The following is a 19,250-nucleotide window of genomic DNA, read 5'->3' as shown; positions in this document are numbered from 1 at the left end:
GACGGCACCGAATCAGGCACTCGGCGGGCGCTAGCGCCGGTCGACCGCGACCAGATGGGTGACCTGCTCCGCTTCGTCGGCGCGGAACTTCGCGACGGCCTCTTCCCGCAGCTGGTCCTGAGCGGTGAGCCGGACCTGGTGCTGGTGCATGTGCTCGGCCCAGGACCGCACGACGAACGCCTCGACATACCGGTCGATCACCCCGACGTCGCGATACAGGCGCCATTCCATCGCTCCGGTGCGCTGCCGGGACCGCCCGACGAAGGCCATGGCGGTGAGGAATTCCTCGACGCACCCCTCCGGGACGTCGTAACCGCGCAGGATCAGCACCGGGCCGTCGTCGGGATCGGGTTCGACAACCAGCTCGGGTTCCGGCCAGAACGCCGAAGGGGTGAGATCGAGCAACTCGGGATCGTTGCGGATGGGCAGCCACACCGTGCTCACCGCGCAGAACGCCAGCAGCCCGGCGGCCCACAGCAGCGCGGGCACCGAGCCGATCGCGCCTGCGACCACGCCCCAGACCAGCGAGCCGATCGCCTGCCCACCCATGAAGACCAGCAGATACACCGAGAGCCCTCGGGCGCGCACCCAGGACGGCAGCAGCAGCTGCATGGTCGAGTTCATGGTGGACATCGCCAGCAGCCAGGCCAGGCCCGCGAACACCAGCAGCAGCAGTACCACCGGCACGACGTGTAGCAGCGCGGTGCCCGCGCTCGCCAGTCCGAACAGGATCGCGGCGGTGGTCAACCGCTGCGTGGGGGTCAGCCACGCGCGCAACCGCGACAGCGCCGCGGCGCCGAGCACCGCGCCGATGCCGAGGGCGCCGAGCATGAGGCCATACCCGGACGACGACAGCCCGAGTTGATCCCGCGCGATCACCGGCAGCAGCGCCCACACCGCGCTGGCGGGTGCGATGAACAGGATCGAGCGCAACAGCACCCGGCGAATGGCGGGCGCCGCGCGGATGAACCGGGTACCCGCCTGCAAGGCCGCCAGCGGACGCTCGGTGGGCAGGCGCCGATCGGTCGCGGGGCGGCGCCACACCGTCAGCACCGCGACGATGCCGACGAACGACACCGCGTTCAACCCGAACACCAGCGTCGGCCCGGACAGCGACACCAGCACACCGGCCAGCGCCGGACCCACCGCCCTTCCGATATTGATGTTCATGCTGCCCAGCGCCGACGCCGCCGGGATCTGCTCGCGCGGGACCAGTTCCGGCTGGATCGCCTGCCAGGCCGGTGCGGTCAGCGCCTGACCGCAACCGAGCAGGAACAGCAAGGTGAGCAGCACCGCCGGCGTGGTGTGCCCGGTCGCGGTCGAGACCGCGAGGACCATGGCCAGCACCGCCATCGTGGATTGCGCGCCGAGCAGCAGCCTGCGCCGATCCAGCAGGTCGGCGATCACGCCGGACGGAATGGCCAGCAGCATCACCGGAAGCGTGATCGCGGTCTGCACGAACGACACCAGCGCCGCCGCATTGGGCTGGTCGACCATGATCCACTGCGCGCCGACGGTCTGCATCCAGGTGCCCAGGTTCGACACCAATTGGGCCACCCACAGCGCCCGGTAGATCGGAGAACGCAGCGGCGCCCACGTGGAAATCGGGAGCGTCGCGGCGGTCGTCACTCGCCGAAGCTTAGTCGTGGGACAGACACCGCCCCGACGTCGCATCCGGTGCCTGTGCCGCCGGTCGTGCCTGGGTCGCCGCGAGCAGCACCGCGGCGATCAACAAGGCGGCGCCCGCCAGTCCCGACGCGGTAAGGCGTTCGCCCAGGACCACCGCCGCCAGCACCGCCCCCGTCAGCGGCTCGAGCAGGGCGAGCACCGCGGCGATCCCTGGACCGGCCGCCGCCAGCCCGCGGAAGTACAGGGTGTAGGCCACCGCGGTCGGCGCCAGCCCGAGCAAGAGCACCAGCGCGACGCTGCGAGGCGTCAGGTCGAACGCCACACCGCTGGTAGCCGCGAGCGGAGCCAGCAACAGCGCGCCTCCGGTGAACCCGAGGCCCGTGGTGGTCATCGCGTCGAGCCCCGGTACCGGCGCCGCGTTGATCACGGTGACCGTCGCGAACGCCGTCGCGGCCGTCGAGGCGAGCGCCGCACCCGCCAGTAACCCGCCCGCGCCCGCGTGGCCGGTCGGCACGCCGACCAGCAGAGCCAGTCCGCAGAGGGCGATGCCGATGGTCGCCGCCCTGCGCCGGTCCACCGCACGCCTTCCGGTGCAGTGCTCGAGCACGGCGACGACCACCGGCGACATGCCGATCGTGAGCAATGTGGCGAGGCTCACCGACGACGCCGTCACGGCGCCGAAATAGGCGCCCTGGAAAACCGCCGCGAGTCCGGCCACCGCACCGATCCGCCGCCACGCCAGGGGATCTCGCGGCCACGGCCGCCGCGTTCCCGCGAGCAGGACCACCAGCAGCAGCCCGCCGACCGCGAGGCGGCAGGTTGCGACCGCGACGGGCGACAGGCCGGTGGCCCGATGCAACAGCGTGCCGAGTAAACCGCCGGTGCCCCAAAGGATTCCGGCGCCGACGAGGTGGACCAGCCCGGAACGGCCGGCCGAGGATACAGATGAGGACATGAAGGATCGCGCTCCTGCGACAAAAGGGATGGGGTCGCGGAAGCGAGGTGCACAGCGATGCCGAGAAGCGCGCGCTCACCGATCGGTGGCGCGCTGGATACCTACACCTCGCTCAGGAGGCGGGCGGCGGGGTGATGGGGAAGCACCGGTGCACGGCACAGATGCTAGTACGAGTACGAGGCGTGGGGGCGAGTCATCGACGCCGCGACCGTCGAAATCCGGGTGCGACGGCGCATCATCGGTAGCATCGCCGCATGGTGGCACACTTGGCGCGGCTGGGACCCGTCGTCCTGCTCGCCCTCTGGGCGATCACCGGGTGCTCGAGTGGCGAACCGAAGCGAGGCGCCGACGAACCGACCCCGGCGGGCCGCACCTTCCTCTCGACCGATGTCCAGGGCACTCCGATTCCCGGGGGCGGTCCGCTGACGCTCGGTTTCACCGACAGCCGCATCGCCGCGGACGCGGGCTGCAACAAGTTCACCGGCGCGGTCTCCTTCGACGACCACGTCCTCCACGTGTCCGGCCTGGCCACCACCCTCATGGCCTGCGAGGACGATCGGCGCGGCGCCGACGAGTGGCTCAGCGGGCTGCTGAATTCCGAGCCCAGCTGGCGGCTCGAGGACACCCGGCTCACGCTGCACAGCCCCGATCGCACCGTGACTCTGCTCGACAAGAAGATCGTCCGGCCGGACAAACCGGTCAAGGGCACGCAATGGCTGGTCACCGCGCTCATCACCGACAACAGCCAGGTCCGCTCACGCGCTCTCGACGAGGCGCAGCCGACGCTCGTCATCGCCGAGGACAACGGCGTCTCCGGCAACGCCGGATGCAACCGCATGACCGGCAGCGCCGAGGTGTCCGGCACCCGGATCACCTTCCGGATCGCCACCACGAAGATGATGTGCTCGCCGGAGGTGATGGAGGTCGAGCAGGCCGTTCTGAAAGCCCTGGACGGCAAGACCACCGCCACGGTGGACGCCGACACGCTGACCGTGCGCAACGACAACGGCGCGGGACTGGTCCTGCACGCGCAGTGAACGTGCCCGCTACTTCTTCCGCGTGAGTACCACGCGATCAGCGACCCGCTCCGCCTCGCCGGGCGGCGCGAAGTAGATCTCCATCACCACCCGATCGGCCGACTCCGGCCGGATCACCGTGCGCATAGGGATGGTCTTGCCGACGAACTGCGGCCCGAGCACACCGGGGTCGGTGAATTCCCCGGCCATGACGATATCGGTGTCGCCGCCACTGTTCTTCGCGCCCTTGTAACTCATCGTCATCGGCGTGACGCTGTCGACAGTCGTCCACTCGTAGCGGTCGTCCGTCGGTGCGAACCCGAGCAAACCGAGCCGATAGTACGGCTTGTCGCCGAAGACTCCTGTCGCTTCCTCCCGCAGGAAATTGCCGCCGGTCTCGGCGATCCATACCCACCGCGAGACTATCTCGCTTCGGATCGGGTTCTCCGCCGTGCCGCCCGCGATGTAGGTCGATTTCTCGCCCTTCCACTCCCCCACGAGCTGGTTCAGCCTGCGGTGCCCGGCGTCCTGCTGCTGCACCGCTGCCGGGGTGGCCTGCGCCGCGTCTTGGTGGACGTGATCGTCATGCGAGGCGTCCCCGGAACAGCCGGCGAGGGTGGCCAGCGCGACGAGCGCGACCGGGAGTGCGGCGTACAGCTTGCGTGCTATCACGGAAGTCCTTGTCCGACTGGCGAATCGAGTTGCGTCATCATCGCATGGCCGACTGGCGCCCGCGGTTCACCGTTGGGAAACGCCGAACAGCCCGGCATCGCGGGAGCGGCGATACCGGGCTGTCGCGTGTAGCGCCGTATCAGGGCAGGGGGCCGCCCGCGGCGATGGCGGAGAGAGTGGCGAATTCGTCACCCTTGAGCGAAGCGCCGCCGACCAGTGCGCCGTCGATGTCGCTCTGCGCGACCAGTTCTCCGACGTTCTTGGCGTTCACCGACCCGCCGTAGAGCACGCGGACGCCCGCCGCGACCTCCGGCGAGGCGAGCTTCTCGAGTTCCCCGCGGATCGCGCCGCAGACCTCTTGCGCGTCGGCGGGGGTGGCGACCTTGCCGGTGCCGATCGCCCACACCGGCTCGTAGGCGATGACGACCTTCGAGATCTCTTCCGCCGTCAGGCCTTTCAGCGAACCGCGCAGCTGCTCGAGGTTGTACTCGACGTGCGTGCCCGCCTCGCGGACGTTCAAGCCCTCGCCGATGCACACGATCGGGGTGATCCCGTGCTTCAGCGCCTGCTTGGCCTTGGCCAGCACCGTGGCGTCGTCCTCGTTGTGGTACTGCCGCCGTTCGGAGTGCCCGACCACGACGAAGGCGCACCCCAGCTTGGCGAGCATGCTCGCGCTGATCTCGCCCGTGTAGGCGCCCGACTCGTGCACCGAGACGTCCTGGCCACCGTAGGTGAGCAAGAGCTTGTCCCCTTCGACCAGCGTCTGCACGCTGCGAAGGTCGGTGAACGGCGGGATCACCGCCACGTCCACCTTGTCGAAGTACTTCTCCGGCAGGGCGAATGCGATCTTCTGCACCAGGGCGATGGCCTCGAGGTGATTGAGGTTCATCTTCCAGTTGCCCGCGATGAGCGGTTTGCGTGCCATGCTCAGCCCTCCAACACCGCGATACCGGGCAACTCTTTGCCCTCCAGGTACTCCAGCGACGCGCCGCCACCGGTGGAGATGTGCGAGAAGCCGTCCTCGGGCAGGCCGAGCGCCCGCACGGCCGCGGCCGAGTCACCGCCGCCGACCACGGTGAACGCGCCCTTGCCGGTGGCCGTCACGATCGCCTCGGCCACCCCGCGGGTGCCCGCGGCGAACTTCTCGAACTCGAACACGCCCATCGGCCCGTTCCAGAACACGGTCCGCGCCTCGGTCAGCAGCGCCGAGAAGCGGTCCACCGAATCCGGGCCGATGTCCAGGCCCAGCCAGCCGTCCGGGATCTCGTGCGCGGGCACGACCTTCGTCTCCGCGTCCGCGGCGAACTTGTCGGCCACCACGATGTCGCGCGGCAGGTGGATGACGTCGGCGTACTGCTCGAGCAGCCGCTTGCAGGTGTCGACCATCTCTTGCTGCAACAGCGAGGCGCCTACCGAAAGGCCCTGTGCGGCAAGGAAGGTAAAGCACATGCCGCCGCCGATCACCAGCGTGTCGACCTTCGGCGCGAGCGCTTCGATGACCGCCAGTTTGTCGGAGACCTTGGACCCGCCGAGCACGACCGCGTACGGCCGGTCGGGCGTCTCGGTCAGCTTGGCCAGTACCTCGACCTCGGCCGCGACCAGCTTGCCCGCGTAGTGCGGCAGCGACTGCGCGACGTCGTACACCGACGCCTGCTTGCGGTGCACCACACCGAACCCGTCGGAGACGAACGCGCCGTCGTCGCCGACCAGCTCGACCAGCGCCGCGGCCAGCTTGGCCCGGTCGGCGTCGTCCTTGCTGGTCTCGCGCGGGTCGAAGCGGATGTTCTCCAGCAGCAGCACGTCGCCGTCGGTGAGGCCCTCGGACCGCGCGAGCGCGTCCTGGCCCACCACGTCACCGGCGAGCTGCACGTTGCGGCCCAGCTCCTCGGCGAGCCTGGCGGCCACCGGCGCCAGCGAAAGCTTCGGGTCCGGTCCGCCCTTCGGCCTGCCGAGGTGCGCGGTCACGACGACTTTGGCGCCCGCTTCGGCCAGCGCCTTGATGGTCGGCGCCGAGGCGATGATGCGGCCCGGGTCGGTGATCTGTCCCTGGTCGTCGAGGGGCACGTTCAGATCGGAGCGCACCAGTACGCCCCGGCCCTCGACACCCTCGTCGAGCAGATCCGCGAGTGTCTTGACAGCCATGCGCGTCAGAGCGACTTGCCGACGAGGCCGATGAGATCGGCGAGACGGTTGGAGTAGCCCCACTCGTTGTCGTACCAGGACACGACCTTGACCTGGTTGTCGATCACCTTGGTGAGCGGCGCGTCATAGATCGAGGAGGCCGGGTCGGTGACGATGTCGCTGGAGACGATCGGGTCCGTGTTGTACTTCAGGATGCCCTTCAGCGGGCCCTCGGCGGCGGCCTTGTAGGCGGCGTTGATCTCCTCGATCGAGGCCGACTTGCGCAGGGTGGCGGTCAGGTCGGTGACCGAGCCCGTCGGCACCGGGACGCGCAGCGCGTAGCCGTCCAGCTTGCCCTGCAGCTCGGGCAGCACCAGGCCGATGGCCTTGGCGGCGCCGGTGCCGGTGGGCACGATGTTCAGCGCGGCGGCGCGGGCGCGGCGCAGGTCGCTGTGCGGGCCGTCCTGCAGGTTCTGGTCCTGGGTGTAGGCGTGGATGGTGGTCATCAGGCCGTGCTCGATGCCGAACTCGTCGTTGAGCACCTTGGCCAGCGGGCCGAGGCAGTTGGTGGTGCACGAGGCGTTGGAGATGATGTTCTGGCTGCCGTCGTACTTGTCGTCGTTGACACCCATGACGATGGTGATGTCCTCGCCCTTGGCCGGCGCGGAGATGATCACCTTCTTGGCACCCGCGGCCAGGTGGCCCTTGGCCTTGGTGGCATCGGTGAAGATGCCGGTGGACTCGACGACCACGTCGACGCCCAGGTCACCCCAGGGCAGCGCGGCGGGGCCCTCCTTGATGGCCAGCGCCTTGATCCGCTGGTCGCCCACCACGATGGTGTCGTCGCCGTCGAGCGAGACGTCCTGGGGCAGACGGCCCAGGATCGAGTCGTACTTGAGCAGGGTCGCGAGGGTCGCGTTGTCGGTGAGGTCGTTGACCGCGACGATCTCGATGTCGGTGGTGCCGAGCGCCTTCTGCGCCTCCACCGCCCGGAAGAAGTTACGTCCGATACGACCGAAGCCGTTGATGCCTACACGGACAGTCACGTTATCGCTCCTCAACTTTCCAGCGGATCATTCCGATGTCCACTCACACTAACGTCCTGCCGTGACCTCTCCGACACGCACCTGGCTTTCGTGAGCGCGGGGATGCCTGGTCAGACGCCCGACCAGGACGAGTTCCGGCCGCCGGAAACGCCGCGATCCCCGCGCCGGGGGCGGCGCGGGGATCGCGGGAAACGTGAGCTCAGGCTTCGTCGAGCAGTTCGGCCGTGACGGCCGATTCGGTGTCCGGTACGCCCAGTTCCTTGGCCCGCCGGTCGGCCATCGACAGCAGCCGCCGGATGCGGCCCGCGACAGCGTCTTTCGTCATCGGCGGATCGGCGAGCTGGCCGAGTTCCTCCAGCGAGGCCTGCCGGTGCTGCACTCGCAACCGGCCTGCGGCGGCGAGATGATCGGGCACGTCGTCGCTGAGGATCTCCAGCGCGCGTTCCACCCGCGCCGCCGCGGCGACCGCCGCCCGCGCCGAGCGGCGCAGGTTGGCGTCGTCGAAGTTGGCCAGCCGATTCGCGGTCGCGCGCACCTCGCGGCGCAGCCTGCGCTCCTCCCACACCATCCTGGTGCCGTGCGCGCCCATCCTGGTCAGCAGCGCGCCGATCGCCTCACCGTCGCGCACCACCACGCGATCGGTGCCGCGTACCTCCCGTGCCTTGGCCGTGATGCCGAGCCGCCGGGCCGCGCCGACCAGCGCCAGCGCCGCCTCCGGGCCGGGGCAGCTGACCTCGAGCGCCGAGGAACGTCCGGGCTCGGTGAGCGAGCCATGGGCGAGAAACGCACCGCGCCAAGCGGCTTCGGCGTCGGCGATGCTGCCGCCGACCACCTGCGCGGGCAGGCCGCGCACCGGACGGCCGCGGACGTCGAGCAGACCGGTCTGCCGGGCCAGCGCCTCGCCCTCCTTCGACACCCGCACCACGTACCGGGAGGTCTTGCGCAGTCCACCCGCGCCGAGCACGTGCACGTCGGAGCCATAGCCGTAGAGCTCGAAGATCTCCCGGCGCAGCCTGCGCGCGATGGACCCCATGTCCACCTCGGCCTCGACGATCACCCGGCCGCCGACGATGTGCAGGCCACCCGCGAAACGCAGCAGAGCGGACAGTTCCGCCTTGCGGGAACTCACCTGCGACACCGTGAGCCTGCTCAGCTCGTCTTTCACATCGGCTGTCATCGCCACGGGACGCGCTCCTTTCCACCCAACCCGGAACGCACATCCTGACCCATGTGCCGTCCCTCGACTCGAAGCCCTGCCATTTGCGGCCGAGGTTGCCGGATCAGTTGATCCAGTGCGGCGGCAAGCTTTCCGGGGTGATGCCGGTCCGTTCCCGCTTCGGCGACATCGGAGAAGGTTACTCGTGCCCGCAACTGTTCGGCAGCCCTGGCCACATGTTCCCGCTCGCGGCCCTCCGGCACGCAGCCGGAATCGACCAGCACCTCATCGACGACGAATTCCGGTGCGTGCTGGGACAATACATGCAAATGCCGCTCCGCGGAGAACCCCGCGGTCTCCCCCGGCTCCGCGGCGAGATTGAGCACCAGCACTTTCCGCGCCCTGGTGTACACCAGGGCTTCCCGTAGCTCGGGGACGAGGACGTGCGGAATCACGCTGGTGAACCACGATCCCGGGCCCAGCACCACGACATCGGCGTGTTCGATCGCCGAGGTCGCCTCCGGACCGGCCGGTGGATCGGACGGAATCAGCCGCACCCGCCGCACCTTACCCGGCGTGGTGGCGATGGCAACTTGGCCGCGAATGCACCGGCTCACCCGCGGATCGGCCTCCAGCCCGGATACATCCGCCTCGATGTCCAGCGCGATCGGCGACATGGGCAGCACCCGGCCGGTGATGCGCAACATACGGGCGACTTCGTCCAGGGCGGCCACCGGATCACCGAGCACCTCGGTGAGCCCGGCCAGGATCAGGTTGCCCACGGAGTGCCCGGCCAGCGCGCCGGTTCCGCCGAACCGATGCTGCACGGTCCGCGTCCAGACGCCGTCGGCGTCCGCGGCCAAGGCGGCAAGCGCCATCCGGAGATCGCCCGGCGGCAGCACCCCCAACTCGGCGCGTAGTCGCCCCGAGGAGCCGCCGTCGTCGGCGACGGTGACCACCGCGCAGATCTTCCTGGTCAGCCGCCGCACCGCGGTCAGTGTCGCGTACAGGCCGTGTCCGCCACCCAGCGCGACGATGCTGGGATTGGATTCCCAACCGGTCATTCTCGCCCCAGATCTCGATGCACGACCCGGACCACGTCGGCGGACTCCTCCGCGCCGCCGGTGACCTCGCTCATCAACTCGCCCAGTGCCTCGGCAATCGCGACGCTCCGATGCTTGCCTCCGGTGCAGCCCACTGCGACCGTCATGTATCGCTTCCCCTCTTGGCGGTAACCGTTCGTGGTCAGCTCGACCAGGTGGTGGCAGGTACGCAGGTAATCCTCCGCACCGGGACGCGACAGCACGTACTCGCTGACCACCGTCTCCTGACCGGTATGTTCCCGCAACTCCGGTATCCAATGCGGATTGGGTAGAAAACGGACATCTAACACCATGTCGGCGTCCAGCGGAACTCCGTACTTGAAGCCGAACGACTGCACGGTGAGCTGCAACGCGGAGGGTGCGCCGCCACCGTAGGCCTCCTCCATCTTGCGGTGCAGCTGATGGATGGACAGCTCGGTGGTGTCGATCACCAGGTCGGCGGCGGCCTTCACGGCGGAAAGCCGCACTCGCTCGGCGGCGATGCCGGCCGAGAGCGTGCCGTCCTTGCTCTCGCTCTGCAGCGGATGCCTCCGCCGCGCGAAACCGAAACGGCGGATCAGCACGTCATCGGAAGCCTCGAGGAAGAGGACCCTGGTGCGCACGCCGAGCGTCCGCAACTGCTCGGTGACCACCGACAGATCACCGGTGAAGAACCGGCTGCGCACGTCCATGACCAGCGCGAGACGGCGGATCGGCGGCTTGGCGGAAGCGCCCAGTTCCACCATCCGCCCGAACAGCTCCGGGGGCAGGTTGTCGGCCACGTACCAGCCGAGGTCCTCGAGCACGCGGGCGGCGGTGCCTCGGCCCGCGCCAGAGAGCCCGGTCACGATCACGACCTCGACCTGCGGGTTCGCCCCGCCGACGGCGCTGGACGAGGCCACTCGTCCCGCGCTCGTCGGCGGGTTGCCCGCACTGCTGTTCGATTCGACGCGTGTCATGTCCTACCGGATCCGTCTCTGGGGTGCCTTCCGATCATCGCGCACCGGTTTCGGTATCGGCCGCAGACACAACGTACGCGAAACCGAAACTTCCGGTGCACTGTCGACTGACTATTCGGACTCGAGCGCCGCAAGGACCGCTTTCGCGGTCGCCAACCCGATGCCGGGCACCTCGGTGATCTCCTCGACCGTGGCCTGCTTCAGCTTGGCCACCGATCCGAAATGGGTGACCAGCGCGGTCCGGCGCGCCGTTCCGAGCCCCGGCACCGAGTCCAGGGCCGAGGCGGTCATCCGGCGAGAGCGTTTGCTGCGATGGAACGTGATGGCGAAGCGGTGCGCCTCGTCGCGGACCCGTTGCAGCAGATACAGCGCCTCGCTCGTGCGCGGCAGGATCACCGGGTCGCTCTCGCCGGGCACCCACACCTCCTCGAGCCGTTTGGCCAGGCCGACCACCGCGACATCGGTGATGCCCAGCTCGTCGAGCACCTCGGCCGCCGCGGCGACCTGGGGCGCGCCGCCGTCGACGACGAACAGGTTGGGCGGATAGGAGAACTTGCGCGGGCGTCCGGTGCTGGGATCGATGCCGGGACGGGAGGTGAGGTCCAGCGCCTCGTCGTCGCTTCCGGTCGCGGCGAGGTCCTCGTGCTCCATCATGTCGCGCTCGCGACGCAACTTGAGGAACCGGCGGCGGGTCACCTCGGCGATGCTGCCGACGTCGTCGGAGCGGCCTTCGCCCGCCGCCTCCCGGATCGTGTAGTGGCGGTACTCCGACTTGCGGGCCAGACCGTCCTCGAAGACCACGAGCGAGGCGACCACATCGGTCCCCTGCACGTGGCTGACGTCGACGCACTCGATGCGCAGCGGCGCGGTGTCCAGCTCGAGGGCGTCCTGGATCTCTTGCAGCGCTTGCGATCTCGACGTCAGATCGCCCGCTCGCTTCAGCTTGTGCTGGGCCAGCGCCTCCATCGCGTTGCGCTGCACGGTCTCGGCCAGCGCCTTCTTGTCCCCGCGCTGGGGCACGCGCAGCTTCACCGCCGAACCGCGCAGGTCCGACAACCACTGCTGGATCTGCTCGACGTCGGCGGGCAACTCGGGCACGAGTACTTCCCGGGGCACCACGGCGGCGGGCTGCTCGTCGGCCGCCTGCTCGGCCACCGCGACCTGCTCGCCGTAGAACTGGGTGAGGAACTGCTCGACCAGCGCGGCGAGTTCCCCGCCCGCCTCCGGGACGTCGACCGCGTCGCCCGACTTGTCGACCACCCAGCCGCGCTGGCCGCGCACCCGGCCGTCGCGCACATGGAAGACCTGCACCGCCACTTCCAGTTCGTCGGTGGCGAAGGCGATGACGTCGGCGTCGGTGCCCGTGCCGAGCACCACCGCCTGCTTCTCCAGCGCGCGGCGCAGCGCCTGGACGTCATCACGCAGCCGGGCGGCGGTCTCGAAGTCCAGGTCTTCGGCGGCCGCGTGCATGCGGCGCTCCAGCTCCCGGACCAAGCGATCGGTGCGGCCTGCGAGGAAGTCGCAGAAGTCGTCGACGATCGCGCGGTGTTCTTCGGCGCTCACCCGCCCGACGCACGGGGCCGAGCATTTGTCGATGTAGCCGAGCAGGCAGGGACGCCCGATCTGACTATGCCGCCGGAAGACTCCGTTGGAGCAGGTGCGCGCGGGAAACACTCGCAGCAGCAGATCGAGCGTCTCGCGGATGGCCCAAGCGTGGGCGAAGGGGCCGAAATAGCGGACGCCTTTGCGGCGCGCGCCGCGGTAGACGAACAACCGCGGATATTCCTCGTTCAAGGTGACGGCGAGTACCGGGTAGGACTTGTCGTCGCGGTAGCGGACGTTGAAGCGCGGATCGAACTCCTTGATCCAGTTGTATTCCAGCTGCAGCGCCTCCACCTCGGTGGAGACGACCGTCCACTCGACGCTCGCGGCCGTGGTGACCATCTGCCTTGTGCGTGGATGCAGCCCGGCGACGTCGGCGAAATACGAGTTCAGCCTGCTGCGCAGGCTCTTGGCCTTGCCGACGTAGATGACCTGCCGATGGGCGTCCCGGAATTTGTAGACACCGGGTTCGACGGGGATCGTGCCCGGCGCGGGCCGGTACGTCGCTGGATCTGCCACCCATCCAGCGTATAGACCGGGACCGACAGCCCGGCCGACGGCGGCTCCCGGCTGCGGTCATGGCACGGGGACGCCGAACCAGCCCTTGGCTTCCGGACGGCGCAGCAGGTGCACGACGGCCACCGAGGTAGCCACCGAGTACCCCGCGGCGACGACGCCGACGACGGGCGGGACGCTCGCGAGGTCCCTGATCGCCCAGCACCCGACGACCGCCTGCAGGAGCGCCAGGGCGATCGTCAGCTTGCGGACGGCCGGCGCGCCCTCGGCGAATCCGAGCACGAGCAGCCCCAGCGCCCACGCGACGCAGAACTGGGTGGATGCCGTGGCGGCCGCGTCGCCGCCGCGCGTCAGATTCATCAGCACGGGATAGGCGAGTCCGAATCCCGCCATCCCGGCGACGGCTTCCCGCACGTCCCTAACCGCCTCCGGCATGGCCGTTTCCACGCCGACGGAGGGCTCCTCACCGGAGAACGCCAAGCTCACAGCCGTACCCCCGTTGGTACCGAACCTTCCGGCGCAACTTCGAACACGCCGGAATCGCACCGTAACACGGTGACATCGCGCACAACTCGGACTTCGGCAAATGAACCCGGCGGGATCCGGGCGGGTTACTCCACGAGACCGTGCCGCCGCAGCGCGGCCAGCAGCGCGTCCGGGCGCTCGGTGGTGGGCAGGGCCTCGACCAGAGCGAAGCGGCTGCCCAGCGCCTCGGCGCCGCCGTCGGCCTCGGCGCTGTCACCGATCATCAGCGCGGCCTCGGCGGGCACACCCAGTTCGCCCAAGGCGGAACGGAAGATCTCCGGATCGGGCTTCATGACACCGACCTCGTAGGAGAGGGTGAACGCGCCGACCAGCCGATCCCAGCCGCGCGCCGCGAACGACGGACGGATGTCGAACGGGATATTGCTCACCACAGCGACCGGAACGCCCTGCGCCGCAAGCAGATCGAGGACGGCTTCGCTGTCGGGGTACGGCGTCCACTCCAGCGGGTCCAGCAGCCGGGCGTACAGCCGTTCGGCGTCCTCGTCGGTGGGCACTCCCGATGTGCGAAGCACCTTCATCATCACCTTGCGATGCAGCGCGGGGTCCAGGTCGCGGTGGTCCCAGGCGTACTGCGTCTCGTCGTCGAATTCGATGACGTGGTGGACCGGCGCCGTCATCCGCCGCATGATCTCGGCCTTCTCGTCCACGTCGAACGCCTGCCCGTCCGGCCGGGTCAGGTCCGCGTACCAGGATTCGTCGGCCTCCAGGCGGAACAAGGTCCCGGAGAAGTCGAACAGCACCGCCTCGATCGCCACTCGGCCCAGCCTACCGGCCGAGCATGGCGCACCGCCGGTGCACGCGGCGACCAGCCATACCGTCTCGACCTCGACACACGCTGCAGCCAGGGGGATTTCGCCGGTGGGAAGGAAACCGGCGCGACTGTCGGTACCGAGCGTTAGAGTCCCGGCATGGGGCGCAAGCGAGGAACTTGGGTCGCCGCGGCGGCGGCGTTCGCACTAACCGTCGGCATGGCCACCGCCTGCTCGTCCGGCGAGAGCCAGGCGGGCGGCGTCTGCGAGACTGTGCCGAACGGCACACCGGTGTCGGCCACCGCGGCGGGGCCCGCGGGCAGCGGCACCAAGGATCTCAGCACCAACCCGGAGATAGCGACCGGCTATCGCGCGAACATGACGCCGGTGCGTACACATACCTTCGCGGTGTCCACGGCGAACCCGCTGTCGACCAAAGCCGCGTGTGAGGTGCTGCGCGACGGTGGCACCGCGGCCGACGCGCTGATCGCGGCGCAGACGGTGCTCGGCCTGGTCGAGCCGCAGGCGTCCGGCATCGGCGGCGGTGCGTTCCTGGTCTACTACGACGCGAACACCAAGTCCGTGGACGCCTACGACGGCCGCGAGGTGGCGCCCGCTGCGGCCACCGAGAACTATCTGCGCTGGATCAGCGACATCGATCGCACCGAACCCAAGCCGAACACGCGGGCCAGCGGCCGCTCCATCGGCGTGCCCGGCGTACTTCGGATGCTCGAACTGGCGCACCACGACCACGGCAAGACCGCGTGGCGCGATCTGTTCGACCCCGCCATCGGACTGGCGGATCAGGGCTTCCCGATCAGTCCCCGCCTCGCGGGACAGATCGCGGAGTCGGCCAAGGACCTGGCCGCGGACGAAGACGCCAAGGCGTATTTCCTCAACCCGGACGGTAGCCCGAAGGCCGCCGACACCGTCCTGACCAACCCCGCCATGGCCAAGACGCTCGGCGCCGTCGCCACCGAGGGCGCGCAGGCCTTCTACACCGGCGCCATCGCCCAGGACATCGTCGCGGCCGCGGGCCGGGCCTCCGGCGGGCGCACTCCCGGCCTGATCGCCACCCAGGACTTGGCCGGTTACCAGGCGAAGAAGCGCACCGCGCTGTGCACGAGCTACCGCGAGCACGAACTCTGCGGCATGCCGAGTCCCTCGTCGGGCGGCATCACCGTCGCCGCGACCTTGGGCATCCTGGAGAACTTCGACCTGGCCGCCCTGCGTCCGGACAGCATCGACCGCAACGGCGGCAAGCCCAACGCCCAGGCCGTGCACTTGATCACGGAGGCCGAACGCCTCGCCTACGCCGATCGCAACAAGTACGTGGCCGACACGGATTTCGTGCCGCTGCCGGGCAATTCGGCGCAAACCTTGCTGAATCGCGACTATCTCCGACAGCGTGCCGGGCTGATCGATCCGAACCGCAGTATGGGCACCGCGCAGCCGGGTGACTTCGGCCCCGTGCCGCTCGGCGTCGGCCCGCAACCGCCCGAGCACGGCACCAGCCACATCTCGGTGGTCGACAAGTACGGCAACGCCGCGGCGATGACCACCACCGTGGAGTCGGCGTTCGGTTCGTTCCACCTGGTCGACGGCTTCGTGCTGAACAATCAGCTCACCGACTTCAACGCCGACCCGCTCGGCGCCGACGGCGTGCCGATGGCCAACCGGGTCCAGCCGGGCAAGCGCCCGCGCAGCTCCATGAGCCCGACGCTGATCTTCGGCAAGGCGCCCGACGGCTCGCGCGGCGAACTCACGCATGTCGCGGGCTCGCCCGGCGGTTCGGTGATCATCCAGTTCGTGGTGAAAACGCTGGTCAACATGTTCGACTGGGGCCTGGATCCGCAGCAGGCGGTCTCCGCGGTCGCGTTCGGCGCTGGCAACAGTCCGTCCACCGGTATCGGCGGTGAGCATCCGGCGATCAACGCCACCGACAACGGCGACCACGACCCGCTGGTGCTGCGGTTGCGCCAACTGGGCCATCAGGTCTCGGTGGCGCCCCAGTCCAGCGGCCTCAGCGCCCTGAAACGCAACGGCTCCGACGGCTGGATCGGCGGCGCGGATCCGCGACGAGAAGGCGCGGTCCTCGGCGATACGCATTGATCGAACCAGCGGGCTCGGTCGCGACCGCCCGTCCGCGCCCCGGCTGTGGCACATCGAGTGATCGGCGTGCCCGCCGGGGCGCACTGCGGCTATTTACTCCGGACCATGGGATACACGATCGGACCTCGGCCGATCGGCAGCTCACCTTGCCGCACGAAACCGAATCGCTCGTAGAAGGGCACCGTGCCGCTGGTGTTCGAGATGAGGAAACAGTCCTCCTCGGCCGCCGTCAACCGACGCTCGAGCAGCGCGGTCGCCAGTCCCCGGCCCTGCGCGCGGGGCAACGTCCCGATGGCGGCCAGATACAGATGTGGTGCCGCCGGTCGCGCATGCTCCATGTGCCGCCCGGCGGCCAGCGCCCGAGCGGCGCTCGCCCCCAAGGCGCGCAGCAAGGTCAACGGCTTCGCCGTCGGTGACACCACGTGCGCCGGTTCCCACAGCGCCACACAGGCGAGGTTGCCCTCCGTGTCGTGCGCGAGGTCGACCAGACCGTTCTCCCGGCGCGACGCGATGCGCGAATCCCAAAACGGCGGCAACGCTTTCCGCCGCCTTGACGTTCCCGGCCAGAAGTAGGTCATCAGTGGATCGTCGGCGAAAGCCGCCGCGAGGACGAACGCACCTGGCTCCATGGCGGTGAGGTTAGATCAGCACGCGGGGCCGCGCGAGCCGGATGGCCGCACGCCGCACCCGATCACTTCCTCCCGGAATACTTCGCGCCCAGTTCCCGCAACCGGGCCATCGCCCGCGCCGCGTGCTCCTTGTCGTTCGAGCGGATCGCCAGCAGCGGGACGTAGTCGTCGTCGACCAACTCCAGGCGCGCCCAGGACTTCCGATCCGGGAACGACACGCCTCGGATGTAGTCCCAGGGAAAATCTTTGTCGCCCAGAATATTCCGCACCGACACGCCCCGCGCGCCGACCCGCACCCGTGGCCTGGTCAGCAACAGCACGGCCGCGGCGCCGAGCACACCGATCCCGATCATCGCGAGCTGATCGGCCACCCGGAAGTTGACGCCGGTAGACCCGGTGCGCAGCCAGATACCACCCACGGTGAACGCGGCCGCCACCAGCACCGCCGCGATCCAGGCCGTCCGCACCGCGCGCCGGGGCCGCACCTCGAAATCCCACTCCGACGTGTCGTCGGCCGGGCCCACGTTCCTGCGAAAGATGCGAACGACCGGCATCGCTACGCGGACTGTCGCAGAGCGCGCAGTGTCAGCGCGGCGTCCAGCGCCGCGGCGGCCGCCTGCTCGCCCTTGTTCTCTTGGGACTCCGGCAGCCCGGCCCGATCCAGGGCCTGCCGCTCGTTGTTGGTGGTGAGCACTCCGTTCGCGACCGGCGTGCCCTCGTCCAGCGAAACCCGCGTGAGCCCCGCGGTCACCGCGTCGCAGACGTACTCGAAATGCGGGGTGTCACCGCGGATCACCACACCGAGCGCCACCACCGCGTCATGCGACTTGGCCAGCTCCTGGGCCACAACGGGCAGCTCCATCGCGCCCGCGCAGCGCACCACGGTGATCTGCTGGACGCCCGCGTCCTTGGCCACCCGCTCGGCGTTCGCCAGCAAGGTGTCGCAGATCTGGGTGTGCCAGCGCGAGGCGACGATGCCCAAGGAGAGGTCCTTGGCGTCCGCCAGCGCGAAAGTCGGTACCCCGGTACCGCTCATCGATGTCCGCCTTTCGGAGTCTGTTCGCAGTTCAGTGCGCGGTCTCGCCGAGATCCAACTCGTCGAGGCCGATCAGGTCGTGACCCATTCGGTCCCGCTTGGTGCGCAGGTAGCGCAGGTTCTCCGCGTTCGCGCGCAACGGCATCGGCACCCGCTCGGTGATCCGCAGGCCGTAGCCGTCCAAGCCGACCCGCTTGGCCGGATTGTTGGTGAGCAATCGCATCGACCGGATGCCCAGATCCACCAGGATCTGCGCGCCGGTGCCGTAATCGCGGGCATCCGCGGGCAGGCCGAGTTCCAGATTCGCGTCGACCGTGTCGTGGCCGGAGTCCTGCAGCTGGTAGGCCTGCAACTTGTGCATCAGGCCGATGCCGCGGCCTTCGTGACCGCGCATGTACAGCACGACACCGCGTCCCTCGGCCGCGACCATCTCCAACGCGGCATCCAGCTGCGGACCGCAGTCGCAGCGCAACGACCCGAACACGTCACCGGTCAGGCACTCCGAGTGCACGCGGACCAGGATGTCGTCGCCGTCGGTGATGTCGCCACGCACCAGCGCGACGTGCTCGACCTCGTCGTAGATGCTCTGATAGCCGACGGCCATGAACTCGCCGTGCGCGGTGGGGATGCGCGCCTCGGCCACGCGCACCACATGCTTCTCGTGCCTGCGCCGCCACGCGATCATGTCCGCGATCGAGATCAGCGCGAGCTCGTGCTCGTCGGCGAAGACGCGCAACTCCTCGGTCCGGGCCATGTGGCCCTCGTCCTTCTGGCTGACGATCTCGCAGATCACGCCCGCCGGACGCAAGCCGGCCATGCGTGCCAGATCCACCGCGGCCTCGGTATGACCCGGCCTGCGCAGCACACCACCATCCTTGGCGCGCAACGGCACCACATGGCCGGGCCTGGTGAAATCGTCGGCCTTCGCGTCGGCGTCGGCCAGCAACCGCATCGTGGTGGCGCGGTCGGCGCCGGAGATACCGGTCGTGACACCCTCGCGCGCGTCCACCGAGACGGTGTAGGCGGTGCCGTGCTTGTCCTGGTTCATCGCGTACATCGGCGGCAGGCCGAGCCGATCGCAGTCGTCGCCGGTGAGCGGCACACAGATGTAACCGGACGTGTAGCGGATCATGAAGGCGACCAGTTCCGGGGTGGCCTTCTCCGCCGCGAAGATGAGGTCGCCCTCGTTCTCGCGGTCCTCGTCGTCGACGACGACGACCGCCTTACCGGCGGCGATATCGGCGACTGCGCGCTCGATGCTGTCGAACCTGGTCACGTCTGCTGTGCTCCATCTCGAAATAGGTGCCTCACCACAGTACTGTGCTGGATTTGCCGCGACTGCGTCGCGGCGTGTTCGCGGCCCCCTTGTGGCTCGCGTCCGAGCGACCGCCTCTGGCGACTTCGTCGCGGACGCGGCGGCCGCT

18 protein-coding genes are annotated in these 19,250 nt (G+C 69.3%); 2 read left to right on the top strand and 16 right to left on the bottom strand.

Annotated elements, in window-relative coordinates:
- Positions 1–30 precede the first annotated feature (30 nt).
- Together ACIA5H_RS27305 and ACIA5H_RS27300 are read right to left on the bottom strand one after the other, a co-directional pair.
- Complete coding sequence (locus tag ACIA5H_RS27305; RefSeq protein ID WP_379251898.1) at positions 31–1,629, bottom strand: MFS transporter; 1,599 nt, start codon at positions 1,627–1,629, stop codon at positions 31–33.
- A gap of 10 nt (positions 1,630–1,639) precedes the next feature.
- On the bottom strand, positions 1,640–2,584 hold the full coding sequence (locus ACIA5H_RS27300) for an EamA family transporter (protein WP_397078222.1): 945 nt from the start codon (positions 2,582–2,584) through the stop codon (positions 1,640–1,642).
- 254 nt (positions 2,585–2,838) lie between these two features.
- Here ACIA5H_RS27300 and ACIA5H_RS27295 point away from each other — a divergent pair, with 254 nt between their 5' ends.
- Entirely contained in the window at positions 2,839–3,621 is a 783-nt protein-coding gene (locus ACIA5H_RS27295; RefSeq protein ID WP_379251900.1) for an META domain-containing protein, read from the top strand.
- Between the two features lie 9 nt (positions 3,622–3,630).
- On the opposite strand, the gene ACIA5H_RS27290 is transcribed toward ACIA5H_RS27295, so the two are convergent.
- The 10 genes from ACIA5H_RS27290 to ACIA5H_RS27245 form a co-directional block, all read right to left on the bottom strand.
- Positions 3,631–4,272, bottom strand: coding sequence for a DUF1579 family protein (locus ACIA5H_RS27290; protein WP_397078220.1), 642 nt, complete (start codon positions 4,270–4,272; stop codon positions 3,631–3,633).
- Between the two features lie 139 nt (positions 4,273–4,411).
- Positions 4,412–5,197, bottom strand: coding sequence for a triose-phosphate isomerase (gene tpiA, locus ACIA5H_RS27285; RefSeq protein WP_355070754.1), 786 nt, complete (start codon positions 5,195–5,197; stop codon positions 4,412–4,414).
- A 2-nt stretch (positions 5,198–5,199) separates the two neighbouring features.
- Positions 5,200–6,414, bottom strand: coding sequence for a phosphoglycerate kinase (locus ACIA5H_RS27280; RefSeq protein WP_356961782.1), 1,215 nt, complete (start codon positions 6,412–6,414; stop codon positions 5,200–5,202).
- A gap of 5 nt (positions 6,415–6,419) precedes the next feature.
- Positions 6,420–7,439, bottom strand: a complete 1,020-nt coding sequence (gap, locus tag ACIA5H_RS27275) for a type I glyceraldehyde-3-phosphate dehydrogenase (protein WP_040867484.1) — start codon at positions 7,437–7,439, stop codon at positions 6,420–6,422.
- Between the two features lie 199 nt (positions 7,440–7,638).
- Complete coding sequence (gene whiA, locus ACIA5H_RS27270; RefSeq protein ID WP_043693711.1) at positions 7,639–8,622, bottom strand: DNA-binding protein WhiA; 984 nt, start codon at positions 8,620–8,622, stop codon at positions 7,639–7,641.
- Positions 8,613–9,659, bottom strand: a complete 1,047-nt coding sequence (yvcK, locus tag ACIA5H_RS27265) for a uridine diphosphate-N-acetylglucosamine-binding protein YvcK (RefSeq protein ID WP_355070747.1) — start codon at positions 9,657–9,659, stop codon at positions 8,613–8,615. The genes whiA and yvcK overlap by 10 nt, the downstream gene beginning before the upstream one ends.
- Entirely contained in the window at positions 9,656–10,636 is a 981-nt protein-coding gene (rapZ, locus tag ACIA5H_RS27260) for an RNase adapter RapZ (protein WP_355070745.1), read from the bottom strand. Before rapZ ends, yvcK begins: the two co-directional genes overlap by 4 nt.
- A gap of 111 nt (positions 10,637–10,747) precedes the next feature.
- Positions 10,748–12,757: an excinuclease ABC subunit UvrC gene (gene uvrC, locus ACIA5H_RS27255; protein WP_397078215.1), complete on the bottom strand. Its 2,010-nt coding sequence runs from the start codon at positions 12,755–12,757 to the stop codon at positions 10,748–10,750.
- Between the two features lie 57 nt (positions 12,758–12,814).
- Positions 12,815–13,240 (bottom strand): hypothetical protein, encoded by a 426-nt coding sequence (locus ACIA5H_RS27250; RefSeq protein ID WP_379251903.1) that lies wholly within the window; start codon positions 13,238–13,240, stop codon positions 12,815–12,817.
- A gap of 125 nt (positions 13,241–13,365) precedes the next feature.
- On the bottom strand, positions 13,366–14,055 hold the full coding sequence (locus tag ACIA5H_RS27245) for an HAD family hydrolase (protein WP_397078213.1): 690 nt from the start codon (positions 14,053–14,055) through the stop codon (positions 13,366–13,368).
- A 153-nt stretch (positions 14,056–14,208) separates the two neighbouring features.
- Here ACIA5H_RS27245 and ACIA5H_RS27240 point away from each other — a divergent pair, with 153 nt between their 5' ends.
- Complete coding sequence (locus ACIA5H_RS27240; RefSeq protein WP_379251905.1) at positions 14,209–16,161, top strand: gamma-glutamyltransferase family protein; 1,953 nt, start codon at positions 14,209–14,211, stop codon at positions 16,159–16,161.
- Positions 16,162–16,250: 89 nt separating this feature from the next.
- Here the strand turns inward: ACIA5H_RS27240 and ACIA5H_RS27235 are convergent, their stop codons facing one another.
- From ACIA5H_RS27235 to ACIA5H_RS27220, 4 genes are all read right to left on the bottom strand, one after another.
- Positions 16,251–16,790: a GNAT family N-acetyltransferase gene (locus ACIA5H_RS27235; protein WP_397078210.1), complete on the bottom strand. Its 540-nt coding sequence runs from the start codon at positions 16,788–16,790 to the stop codon at positions 16,251–16,253.
- A gap of 62 nt (positions 16,791–16,852) precedes the next feature.
- Positions 16,853–17,344 carry a PH domain-containing protein gene (locus ACIA5H_RS27230; RefSeq protein ID WP_379251907.1) on the bottom strand — a complete coding sequence of 164 codons (492 nt, stop codon included), beginning with the start codon at positions 17,342–17,344 and terminating at the stop codon, positions 16,853–16,855.
- Positions 17,345–17,346: 2 nt separating this feature from the next.
- Entirely contained in the window at positions 17,347–17,826 is a 480-nt protein-coding gene (gene ribH, locus ACIA5H_RS27225; RefSeq protein WP_355070733.1) for a 6,7-dimethyl-8-ribityllumazine synthase, read from the bottom strand.
- A gap of 31 nt (positions 17,827–17,857) precedes the next feature.
- Entirely contained in the window at positions 17,858–19,102 is a 1,245-nt protein-coding gene (locus ACIA5H_RS27220) for a bifunctional 3,4-dihydroxy-2-butanone-4-phosphate synthase/GTP cyclohydrolase II (protein WP_355070731.1), read from the bottom strand.
- Between the last annotated feature and the right edge of the window lie 148 nt (positions 19,103–19,250).

Origin of the sequence: Nocardia sp. NPDC051900 (genome assembly GCF_044452545.1) — a bacterium.
Classification (GTDB): domain Bacteria; phylum Actinomycetota; class Actinomycetes; order Mycobacteriales; family Mycobacteriaceae; genus Nocardia; species Nocardia sichangensis.
This window is presented reverse-complemented; position numbering and strand designations above follow the sequence as displayed.

Bases quoted from the DNA above. Each gene is read 5' to 3' on its own strand.
- ACIA5H_RS27295 (WP_379251900.1), top strand. From the start codon at position 2,839: ATGGTGGCACACTTGGCGCGGCTGGGACCCGTCGTCCTGCTCGCCCTC.
- ACIA5H_RS27235 (WP_397078210.1), bottom strand. From the start codon at position 16,790: ATGGAGCCAGGTGCGTTCGTCCTCGCGGCGGCTTTCGCCGACGATCCA.
- yvcK (WP_355070747.1), bottom strand. From the start codon at position 9,659: ATGACCGGTTGGGAATCCAATCCCAGCATCGTCGCGCTGGGTGGCGGA.
- rapZ (WP_355070745.1), bottom strand. From the start codon at position 10,636: ATGACACGCGTCGAATCGAACAGCAGTGCGGGCAACCCGCCGACGAGC.
- ACIA5H_RS27240 (WP_379251905.1), top strand. From the start codon at position 14,209: ATGGGGCGCAAGCGAGGAACTTGGGTCGCCGCGGCGGCGGCGTTCGCA.
- ACIA5H_RS27300 (WP_397078222.1), bottom strand. From the start codon at position 2,584: ATGTCCTCATCTGTATCCTCGGCCGGCCGTTCCGGGCTGGTCCACCTC.
- tpiA (WP_355070754.1), bottom strand. From the start codon at position 5,197: ATGGCACGCAAACCGCTCATCGCGGGCAACTGGAAGATGAACCTCAAT.
- ACIA5H_RS27230 (WP_379251907.1), bottom strand. From the start codon at position 17,344: ATGCCGGTCGTTCGCATCTTTCGCAGGAACGTGGGCCCGGCCGACGAC.
- ribH (WP_355070733.1), bottom strand. From the start codon at position 17,826: ATGAGCGGTACCGGGGTACCGACTTTCGCGCTGGCGGACGCCAAGGAC.
- ACIA5H_RS27280 (WP_356961782.1), bottom strand. From the start codon at position 6,414: ATGGCTGTCAAGACACTCGCGGATCTGCTCGACGAGGGTGTCGAGGGC.